General features: G+C 63.2%; 11 protein-coding genes. 3 read left to right on the forward strand and 8 right to left on the reverse strand.

The window, feature by feature from the left end; all coding sequences use genetic code 11:
* From EN750_RS06120 to dhaL, 3 genes are all read left to right on the forward strand, one after another.
* A partial coding sequence (locus EN750_RS06120) for a nucleotide-binding domain containing protein (RefSeq protein ID WP_145967450.1) occupies positions 1 to 804 on the forward strand: 804 nt, incomplete at its 5' end.
* A gap of 130 nt (positions 805 to 934) precedes the next feature.
* A complete protein-coding gene (locus tag EN750_RS06125) occupies positions 935 to 1942 on the forward strand; it encodes a dihydroxyacetone kinase subunit DhaK (protein ID WP_127395895.1) in 1008 nt (335 codons plus the stop codon).
* 27 nt (positions 1943 to 1969) lie between these two features.
* On the forward strand, positions 1970 to 2611 hold the full coding sequence (gene dhaL / locus EN750_RS06130; protein ID WP_127395896.1) for a dihydroxyacetone kinase subunit DhaL: 642 nt from the start codon (positions 1970 to 1972) through the stop codon (positions 2609 to 2611).
* Between the two features lie 25 nt (positions 2612 to 2636).
* Here the strand turns inward: dhaL and EN750_RS06135 are convergent, their stop codons facing one another.
* The 8 genes from EN750_RS06135 to EN750_RS06170 all read right to left on the reverse strand — a co-directional run.
* Entirely contained in the window at positions 2637 to 3074 is a 438-nt protein-coding gene (locus EN750_RS06135) for an RpiB/LacA/LacB family sugar-phosphate isomerase (protein WP_013533067.1), read from the reverse strand.
* 33 nt (positions 3075 to 3107) lie between these two features.
* The gene (locus EN750_RS06140) at positions 3108 to 3875 is read right to left on the reverse strand and encodes a triose-phosphate isomerase (RefSeq protein WP_127395897.1); all 768 of its coding nucleotides are present in this window, start codon (positions 3873 to 3875) and stop codon (positions 3108 to 3110) included.
* A 57-nt stretch (positions 3876 to 3932) separates the two neighbouring features.
* Positions 3933 to 4871, reverse strand: coding sequence for a TIM barrel protein (locus EN750_RS06145; RefSeq protein WP_127395898.1), 939 nt, complete (start codon positions 4869 to 4871; stop codon positions 3933 to 3935).
* A complete protein-coding gene (locus EN750_RS06150) occupies positions 4871 to 6388 on the reverse strand; it encodes a glycerol-3-phosphate dehydrogenase (RefSeq protein ID WP_127395899.1) in 1518 nt (505 codons plus the stop codon). Before EN750_RS06150 ends, EN750_RS06145 begins: the two co-directional genes overlap by 1 nt.
* On the reverse strand, positions 6385 to 7944 hold the full coding sequence (locus EN750_RS06155) for an FGGY-family carbohydrate kinase (protein WP_127395900.1): 1560 nt from the start codon (positions 7942 to 7944) through the stop codon (positions 6385 to 6387). Before EN750_RS06155 ends, EN750_RS06150 begins: the two co-directional genes overlap by 4 nt.
* Positions 7945 to 8040: 96 nt before the next feature.
* Entirely contained in the window at positions 8041 to 8988 is a 948-nt protein-coding gene (locus EN750_RS06160; protein ID WP_023756738.1) for a D-ribose ABC transporter substrate-binding protein, read from the reverse strand.
* A gap of 32 nt (positions 8989 to 9020) precedes the next feature.
* The gene (locus EN750_RS06165) at positions 9021 to 10151 is read right to left on the reverse strand and encodes an ABC transporter permease (protein WP_127395901.1); all 1131 of its coding nucleotides are present in this window, start codon (positions 10149 to 10151) and stop codon (positions 9021 to 9023) included.
* 26 nt (positions 10152 to 10177) lie between these two features.
* Positions 10178 to 10488: ATP-binding cassette domain-containing protein (locus EN750_RS06170; RefSeq protein WP_145967451.1), on the reverse strand; the 311-nt coding region annotated here is incomplete at its 5' end.

The raw sequence follows: 10488 nt of genomic DNA on the forward strand, positions 1-10488 counted from the left end.
GGGCTGGTCGACCTTGCGACGCTGCAGTCCGCGTCGCGGTCGGCGGCGTTCGATCGGCTGACCGGAAACGGCACCCCCATCGTGCTTGTCGATGTCGACAATCTGGAAACGCAGGCTCTGGCCGGCAAGGAGCTGTGGCGCGTTCGCAAGCCCGGCGGTTCTTTTGTCGTCGGCTCGTCAGGGGTCGAGTATGCGTTGCTGGCCGAATGGGCGTCGAATGGCATCGTCAGCGCCGGACATGGCTTCACGCCACCGGGCGCAGCCGAGCGGATAGCCGTCGTGTCGGGAAGTTGCTCGCCGACCACCGAACGGCAGATCCAGCATGCCCTGACCGACGGTTTCGACGGCATCGAGGTCGATCCAGTCGAACTGGTTTCGGAGGCTTCGCAGCAGGCGATCGCGCGCGCAACGGCAAGCGGCCGTGCCAGTCTGCAAGCCGGGCGCAGCGTCATCCTCTACACCGCGCTTGGCCCCGATGCCGACAGGGGCGCCGAAATCGACCGGCAGGAAGGCGCCCGCCACAGGCTTGGCCGCGGACTCGGAGAAATCCTTCGCGGCCTGACGATCGAACAGAGCCTGCGGCGCGTGGTCATTGCCGGCGGCGACACGTCGAGCCATGCACTCGGCGAAATGGGTGTCGATGCCCTGACAATCCGCATGCCGCTGCCCGCTTCGCCGGGCTCGCCGCTCTGCGTTGCTCACGCGCGCGTCAAGGCGATCGACGGACTGGAGGTCGCGCTCAAGGGCGGCCAGGTCGGAACTGATCGCTATTTCTCAGCCATCCGCGACGGCCTCGGCGGTTGAAACAACTAACGCCTACGTCCAGGTGATAGCCTGCGGGAACACCTCTGCGCACGAAATGCTCCTTGCCGGGTGGAAATCCCGGTAACACCCGGTATTATCTGCGAAAATGCCGAAATCGGGAGGATGCCGGGTGCAGACCAAGAAGATCATCAATGCCGGCAACCGCGCCGTCGACGAGATGCTGGAAGGCATCCTGGCAGCGCATCCCCGCCATCTCAAAAGCGTGGACGGCAGTCCTCGCTCCATCATCGCCTGCGACGGACCGCGCCAGGGCAAGGTGGGCCTCGTCATTGGCGGCGGCTCGGGCCACGAGCCGAGCTTTCTTGGCTTCGTCGGCAAGGGATTGGCCGATGCGGCGGCCATCGGCAATGTCTTCGCCTCGCCACCGCCGGACCCGATCCTCGAATGCGCAAAGGCAGTCAGCGGCGGCGCCGGCGTGCTGTTCATGTACGGCAACTATGCCGGCGACGTGATGAATTTCGACATGGCGGCCGAGATGGCCGCCATGGACGACATCGAGGTGCGCACGGTGCTGAGCACCGACGACGTCGCCTCGGCACCGCGCGACCAGCGGCACAAGAGGCGCGGCGTCGCCGGCAATTTCTTCATCTTCAAGGCGGCCGGTGCCGCCTGCGACCGGATGCTGTCCTTCGACGAATGCGAGCGCATCGCCGGCAAGGCCAACGACCACACCTTCACCATGGGCGTGGCGCTGTCGCCCTGTTCGCTGCCGCAGACCCGCCGGCCGAATTTCGAGATCGGGCCGGACGAGATGGAGATCGGCATGGGCATCCATGGCGAGCCGGGCATCGCGCGCGAAAAGTTGAAAACAGCCGACGAGATCACCGACGAGATGCTGGACAGGATCCTCGACGAGATGGCGCCTACGCGCGGCGACAAGGTCGCGGTGCTCGTCAATTCGCTGGGCTCAACGCCGCTGATGGAACTCTACATCATGAACCGGCGCGTGAAGCAGAGGCTCGACGAGATCGGTGTGTCCATACACGCAAGCTGGGTCGGCAATTACTGCACCTCGCTCGAAATGGCAGGGGCCTCGATCACTCTGCATCGGCTGGACGGCGAGTTGCAGACGATGCTGGACCACCCCTGCGACTGCGCCATGTTTCGCGCCGGCTAAACCCACTTCTGTGGCAAGGACTAAGACATGACGACAATCGACACCGCCCACCTTGTCGCGATGTTCGCGGCGATCGCAACCGCCATGTCCGCCGACCGGGACCGACTGTGCGCGCTTGACGGGGTTATCGGCGACGCCGACCACGGCATCGCGATGGAGCTTGGATTTTCCGCTGCACGCGATGCCGTCGCCGCACTGGATGCAGAGGCAACCGACCCGACCACCTTGCTGAACACCGCTGCCAAATCGTTCCTGAATGCCGTCGGAGCCTCCTCCGGGCCGCTCTATGCGACCGCGTTCATGCGGGGCGCGGCAGCCGTCAAGGGCAAGACGACGCTCGACGATTCGGACGTGGTCGCCCTGTTTCAGTCCATGGCCAAGGGCATTCAGGATCGCGGCAAGGCCGAGCCTGGCGAAAAGACGATGATCGATGCATGGGCGCCGGCTGCGCAGGCAGCGGGCGAAGCGCTGACCTCCGGCAAGGATCTGGCGGGCAGTCTCGAAGCTGCTGCACAAGCGGCAAACGCAGGCGCGGAGGCGACTAAGTCGATGGTCGCCACGAAAGGCCGGGCATCGCGCCTCGGCGAACGCTCGCTTGGCCACATGGACCCGGGCGCCGCCTCCGCCGTAACCATGATCGAGGCGATGCGGGTCGCCTTGACCAGTTAACTCAGTAACGGGTTCCCCGCGTTTTTCAGCGCTTGGCGTCGAGCTTGTCGATGGCCTGCACGTTTGTGGCGGAGGGGCCATTCGGATCGAACTCCGAGGCTAACCATGCGTCGGCGATCGATTTCGCCAGTTCGGGACCGATGACGCGGGCGCCCATAGTGATGATCTGGGCGTTGTTGGACTTGGCGGCGCGCTCAGCGGAATAGGTGTCGTGGGTCAATGCGGCGCGAATGCCCGGCACCTTGTTGGCGGAGATGCTGACGCCAATGCCGGTGCCGCAAAACAGGATGGCCCGGTCGTAATTGCCGTCCAGGATTTCGTGGCCTACCGAGGCGGCGATGTCGGCGTAGAATCCGGCCTGGCTGAGGTCGACGACCTGCAGTTCGGGTTTGGTGGCGAGATGCTTGGCGATGACGTCGAGCAGCGGCTTTCCGGCACTGTCGGCTCCGAGTGCGATCTTCATGATGATGAACTCCTTTGCTAGGTCTTTTGGCAGTCAGCGCGCGATGGCGGCCGACGCCTTTTTCAGAATGTCGATATAGCCTTCCGCTTGCCACGCCGAGCGGCCGATGAACAGGCCATCGATATGCGGCTGGCCGATGAGTTCGGCCGCGTTGCCTGGATTGACGCTGCCACCATAAAGCACAGGTGGAGCAATCGGCAGCCGGTCGGCGGCAACCTTCTTGATCAGCTGTTGCTGTTTGTCGGCATAGTCGGCGCTTGCGGGAATGCCCTTCTCGCCGATTGCCCAGACGGGCTCGTAGGCAAAGAGGATTTCCGCCTTCAGTTGATCGCCGCTCAGCTCTTGCAGCGCGCCGAGAACCTGTGCCGTCAGCACCGCCTCGGCGCGGCCTGATTCACGCTCAGCCAGCGTCTCGCCGACGCAGATCAGCGGCACGAAACCGTGCCTGACAGCGGCCGCCGTTTTCAGTCCCACAGTCGCATCGGTCTCGCCGAAATGCTCGCGGCGCTCGCTATGGCCGAGTTCGATTACATCCAGCCCGCAATCTTTCAACATCACCGGCGAGATCTCCCCCGTCCAGGCGCCAGCATCGGCCCAATGCATGTTCTGGGCACCGATCTTGACGCGGGTGTTGGCCAGCGCGGCCTTGACCTGGCGCGCTGCGGTGAACGGCGGAATGACGAAGGGCTGTATTGCCAGATCGAAATCGGGCACAAAGGCCGCCAGCGCATCGGCGAACTGCAACGCCTCCGACAGCGTCTTGTTCATCTTCCAGCTCGTGCCGACCCAATATGGGGCCATTCTTCTTCTCCTTCGATACTTTTGCGGCCGAAGCCGGCTTTCGGGCGACGTATTCGCTCAGGTCCGGGGCTTGAGACTGTCGCGACCGCTGTCGATATGAGGGGCCCAGAAATCCACCGACTCGCGGATCATCTCGATAACCTGATGGTCGACTGGTTCCCTCTCCCTGAAGGAAAGTTCAAGGCAAATTTCATTGTCGGTTCCACCGCCCTGCCGAACCGCGTCCAGCAGCTTCTGCGGCACTATGCGGCCATCCTTGTTGTAGGCTGATGTGAACGGCCAGTGCCCGCCCTTATTCATCGACGACTGCTTGATGTGGATGATCGGCGATTGCAATGGAAACGCTTTCGCCCAAGCATAGGGATCGGTATCGGCAGGATCGGCCGAGGTCACGTCGCCATGGTCGATATCCACCATCATCTTCATCGGTATGGGCAGCTTCGCCGCATCGATGGCGCCTTGCAGCGTGGCGCAGCTTTCGATCGTGTGGCCGAACTCGCGGCCGACCGACATCGGCTCCCAGAACAGATAGGACAGACCCGCCGCCTTGGCGTGCTCGGCCACCTCGCGCCAGCATTCGAGCGCGATATCGAGCAGTGCCGCCCGCCGTTGCGGATCGTCAAAGTCCTTGTGGGTGAAGATGGCGAACTGCGTGCCCATGCCCGACGCACCGAGTTCCGCGGAAATGTCGGCGAAGGTCTTGAACCAGTCGACATAGTAGCGCCGGACATCCGCATCCGGATGGCCGAAATGGTTGAGCCGGCCGTAGGGTCCGGTCATGCCGGAGGTGATCCTGACACCGGTCCGCGCCAAGGCGCTGTTGAACAGGCGCAGGAATTTGGCAATCGTCGCCGCTGGCCAGCCCGGATTGACGAATTCATGCGTCAGCTGCACGTCGCGGATGCCGATGCCATAGGCGATCGCGTCGATCAGATCGTCCGGATCGGCGAAACGGTTGACCAGTGGATTGGTGTTGAGGGAAAGCGTGAAGGCCATCAGTCTGCCGTCGCCATGATGTTATCGAACCAGTCTTCGAATGCTTTCCGCTCGGCCGCATCGAGATGCAGGCCATGTTTGGTGCGGCGTTCCAGAATATCGGCTGATGTGCCGGCCCATTCGGTCTCGGCCAGGAACCTTGCCTCCCGCTCATACAGGTCGGGACCGAAGCGGTGGCCGAGATCCGCCTCGCGCTGTGCGCCAGCGAGCAATTGCCTGGCGCGGGTGCCATAGCTTCGCGCGTAATGCTTCACCAGCGACGGGCTGAGCCATGAAAACTCGGAATGCAGATCGCTCAGGAACTGCTCGAAGTCCGCATTGGGCAGGTCGCCTCCCGGCAAGGGAATTTTGGCTGTCCAGGCTTTCTTCATCGTCGGAAAAAACGGCTGGATCTTTTCCAGCGCGTGTTCCGACAGCTTGCGGAAGGTGGTGATCTTGCCGCCGAACACCGAAAGCAGCGGTGCGTTGCCATTGGAGGCGTCGAGTTCGAAAATATAGTCGCGCGTCACCGCGCTTGGATTGTCGGCATTGTCGTCATAGAGCGGACGCACGCCCGAGAAACTGTAGACCACGTCCTGTGGCGTCAGCTGCCGCTTGAAATAGCGATTGACCACCTTGATCAGATAGTCGACTTCGCTGGCCTCGGCGACCACTTCCTCGGGCCTGCCTTCGTAGGGAATGTCGGTGGTGCCAATCAGCGCCAGATCGTTCTCATACGGATTGACGAAGATCACCCGCTTGTCGTTGTTCTGAATGAGATAGGCTTGCCGCCCCTCCCAGAATTTGGGCACGACGATATGGCTGCCCTTCACCAGACGAACATTGCGGGTGGAATTCTGGCCGGCGACGCGGCTGACAATGTCGTTGACCCAGGGGCCTGCCGCGTTGACCAGCGCCCGCGCCCGGACCTTCGTCACCGCACCCGTGCGACCATCCTGCATGTCGATCGACCACAGTCCGTTTTCGCGGCGGGCCGCGACACAGGCGGTGCGCGTGAGCACTCTGGCACCGCGCTGCCGGGCATCCAGGGCGTTGAGCAGCACCAGGCGCGCATCGTCGACCCAGCAGTCGGAGTATTCGAAACCGCGCTTGAACTCGTCCTTGATTGGCGCGCCTTCCGGCGCAGTCTTGAGGTTCAGTGTTCTTGTCCCCGGCAGGCGTTTACGGCCGCCAAGGTGGTCGTAGAGAAACAGCCCGAGCCGGACCAGCCATGCCGGCCTGTCTTGCGGGCTGTGCGGAAGAACGAAGCGCATCGGCCAGATGATGTGCGGCGCCGCCTCGAGCAGCACCTCGCGTTCGATCAGTGCTTCGCGAACCAGCCGGAATTCATAATATTCGAGGTAGCGCAGGCCGCCATGCACCAGCTTGCCGGAGCGCGAGCTCGTGCCTTGTGCGAGATCGTCCTTTTCGCACAGGATGACGGACAGCCCGCGACCTGCCGCATCACGCGCTATGCCGGCTCCATTGACGCCGCCGCCGATCACGAAGAGATCGACGACATCTGTTGTATTGCTCAAGATCCTGCTCCTGTGCGGTGCGCCATGCCCTTCCACACCGGCCGAAGCGCCTGACGCGCTGCAACGAAGGAAGGGAAGAGGGCATCGTAGGTTTGCGAAAGCGCCTCGTCATAGGCATCGCAGTCGCCGAGAAGCGGCGTCACCCATTCGGCGGCGCAGTCTTCCATCGAGCCATAGACGCCGAGGCCGACCGCGGCCATCATCGCGGCGCCTGCCGCGCCGGCTTCCTGGCGACTGCTGGTGCGCACCTGTGCCCTTGTCGCCGCTGCGATGATGCGGCGTAGGGACGGGCTGCGCGCGGCGCCGCCCGACAGGCGGATTTCGCCCGGCACGGCGCCCATCGCCTGGTAGCAATCGCGTGCGGCGAAGGCCAGTCCCTCGAGGACGCCGCGTGCCAGATCGCCAAACCCGTGCTTGACCGAAAGGCCGATGAAGCCAGCGCGTGCGTCAGGATCGACGAACGGTCCTCTTTCACCGGCCAGCGATATGTAGGGCTGGTAGATCAGCAAACCAGGCTCCGATGCTTCCACCCAAGCGTCGAGGGCCTTCAGCAACTCGTCATGAGAAGGCTTGCCGCCAGCCGTGGCGAGCACGTCGCGCGCAAGGCCAAGCACCCAGTCTATGTTGAGCGTCGCCGCCATGTTGGACTGCAATTGTGCAAAGGCGCCCGGAATAGGCATGGCGATCGTGTAGCCGGAGCCATCGTCGTTCAGCACGACATCGTCGGGCGTGGCTGCGAAGCGCGTGTGTATGCCGGTCGAGCCGATGACCGTGCAGCCGACATTGCCCGAGGGATCATAGAGGCCGGCTCCGAGCGCCGTCATGACCATATCGACGTAACCCAGCACCACGGGGGTGCCTTCCAGCAGGCCGGTCTCTGCCGCCGCCGATCGCGATAGCGGATGATGGTCGGTGGTGCCTTCGAGCATGGGAGGCAACAGGCGGCGATGCGTCGTCAGATCCAGGATGTCGAGGGCTTCGTCGGAATAGTTGCGCGACCGAAAATCGCCGAAGGTGAAGGTTCCCTCGGAGGGATCCGTGGCGCGTTCGCCTGTCATCTTGAAGTAGAGCCAATCCTTGCAATGCAGGGCGGTCGCCGCCCGCTCCAGCATGCTGGGATGGTTCTTTTTCATGAAGGCAAGCTGGGCGCCTTGCTGGCAGGAATTCAGGCCCGTGCCGGTCAGCTCGAACCGCCTGCGATCCCGGGGATCGGCGCGCATCTCGTCGACCAGATGTCCGGCGCGGGCATCGAGCCACAGCCAGGCGCGCGAGACAGGCAAGCCCTCGCCATCGATCAGCCAGGTTCCGTCGCCCTGCCCGGTGATAGCAACCGCCGCGGTTCGTTGCGCGAGGTCGGGAACCTTGGCCGCGAGATCGCGAACGGTCCGCGCCATGTCGCGCCAGGTCTGGTCGAGGTCCTGCTCGGCGCCGCCGCCTTCCAGCGTGACGAAGCTGTTGGGCACCGACGTCATGGCGAGCTGCCGCCCGGACAGGTCGAAAGCGATCGATTTGATCACCGACGTTCCCGCGTCGATGCCGATCAGCAGGTCTTTCATGCCGCAAATTCCGATTGGTTGCGAAGGCGGTTCACGAGGGCAGTCATTTCGTAGAAGAGGCAGGGAGTGCCCGCTAGGACACCCCCTGTGCAGGTTTCATTCCGACAGGACGAAGGGAGCGGTGTACTTGTCGACATTGTCCTTGGTGATGAGAAGGCAATCGAACAGCTGCTTCTCGGTCGCCGCGCCGGTGGCTCCGGTCTTGATGAACGAATCCGCCTGCTGCACGGCCTTGGCCGAGAAGATGGCGACCGGCTGAAGCACGGTGTACTGCAGTTCGCCGGACTTGATCGCCGCAACCGCATCCGGGGAGCCGTCGAAGCCGCCGACCTTGATGCCGGCGAGCTTGCCGGCTTCCTTCAGCGCCGCAACCGCGCCAAGCGCCATCTCGTCATTGCCGCTGATCACGGCGATGATGTCGGGATTGGCCTGCAGCATGCTCTGCATCTTGTCGTGGCCCTGGGTACGATCCCAGTTGGCGACCTGCGAAGCAGCCTTTTCGAGATCCGGGTACTGGCTCAGCACAGTCGCGTAACCGTTCGAGCGCGTAGCGGCGTTGTTGTCAGACGGGGCGCCGAGCAGTTCGACATATTTGCCCTTTTCGCCGACGGCCTGCACCCACTGCTGGGCACCGAGAGCAGCGCCTTGCGCGTTGTTGGAAACGAGCTGACCCTTGGCGAGGCCTTCCTGATTGATCTCGGCATTGACGAGGAACACCGGGATGTTGGCTGCAATCGCCTTCTTCACCGCACCGACAGAGCCGTCGGCGTTGGCCGGATCGAGGATGATCGCCACCGACTTGTTGGTGATGGCGGTGTCGATCAAATTGCTTTCGGTATTGGTATCGCCCTTGTGGGCGCCGACATTGGCCGTGTAGCCAAGCTTCTCGGCCTCGGCCTTGGCGACGTTGCCCTCAGTCAGCCAGTAGGGGTTGGCCGGATCGTTGACGATGATCGAGATCAGGCCCGCGGCTGACGCGGCGGCCGTGAACCCAACGACCATCGCGGCGGCGAGCAGACTTTTCAGCATGGTTTTCATGTACATTCCTCCAATGATTACGCGGTGTTGCTGCCAGTTCACCTGGCAGTCTTCCCTTGGGCAGGATTGGCCGGTTCGGCCTTCCCCCGTTTCTGAGAAGTCGGTTGGCCACCTGTCGCGCTTGGGAGCTTGCTACGGCGGCGATACTGAACGGCATTGAGGAGCACGGCGAGCACGATGACCGCGCCCGTGAACACTGTCTGCCAGTAGGATGAGATGCCGATGATCACCAGACCGTCGGACAGGAAGCCGATGACGAAGGCCCCGAGCAGGGTTCCGCGGATGTTGCCGCGGCCGCCGGTCAGTGCCGCGCCGCCGATGACGACGGCCGCGATGGCCGTCAGTTCGTAGGTGGTGCCGGCGGTCGGTCCAGCCGACGTCAACTGCGAGGACAGGATCAGGCCGGCAATAGCGGCACAGATACCCGACAGCACATAGACGGAAATCTGCACGGTCTTGACCGGAACGCCGGAGAGTTCGGCCGCGCGTTCATTGCCGCCCGAGGCGTAGAGCCAGCGCCCGAAAGCGGTGCGGTTCAGGACGATGCTGCCGATGAGCGCGATAATCGCGAGAACCACGACGCCCGTCGGCACGCCGAACAAGCGGTTGAAGCCAAGCGCATCGAAGCCGGTGTTTCCGAGCTCCGGCTTGCCGCCGAGATTGTTATAGGTCAGGCCGCTGGTCATCAGCAGTGCCAGGCCACGCGCCATGTACATGACGCCGAGCGTGGCGACGAACGCCGGAACCTTGAAGCGCGCGATGAGCACGCCGTTGATCAGCCCGACGACCGCGCCCAGCATGCAGGCCAGCACCGCGACCACCCAGACTGGCGGATAGAGAACGACGCCCAGCCAGGTCAGCGTCACCCCTTGCATCAGGAATCCGGCAACGACGCCGGCCAAGCCTAGCGTCGACCCCACCGACAGATCGATGCCGCCATTGAGGATGACGAGCAGCATGCCGATCGCGAGGATTCCGAAGATGGCGACATGCGAAGCCATGGTCAGGAAGTTCGCCACCGAGAGGTAGTAGGGCGACAGGATCGAGAAGACGACGATGATGACGATCAGGGCAAAGAAGGCACGGCCCTCGAGCAGCAACTTGGCGAGATCGAAGCCTTCGCTCGCGCTTGGACTGGACTGTTTTCTGGCCTGGCTGACGTCGGTCATGGGTCTGGGCTCCGAAATTCTGGTGATCAGGCGACCACGGCTTCGCCGGAGGCGGCCATGATCTGCTCTTTGGTGGCGTTGGCGCCGAATTCAGCTGAAATCCTGCCACGCCGCATGACGACGATGCGGTGGGCAATGCTGAGGCATTCGTTGACCTCAGAGGTCGAGAAGATTACCGCAAGCCCTTGAGCGGCGCGTTCGCTCAACAAGCGGAAGACCTCGGCCTTGGCGCCAACATCGATGCCGCGGCTCGGCTCGTCGAGGAGGATGACCTTGGGGTTGGTCGTCAGCATCTTGCCGATGACGACCTTCTGCTGATTGCCACCCGACAGCGATC

The organism is Mesorhizobium sp. M7A.F.Ca.ET.027.03.2.1 (assembly GCF_003999175.1).
Lineage (GTDB): Bacteria > Pseudomonadota > Alphaproteobacteria > Rhizobiales > Rhizobiaceae > Mesorhizobium.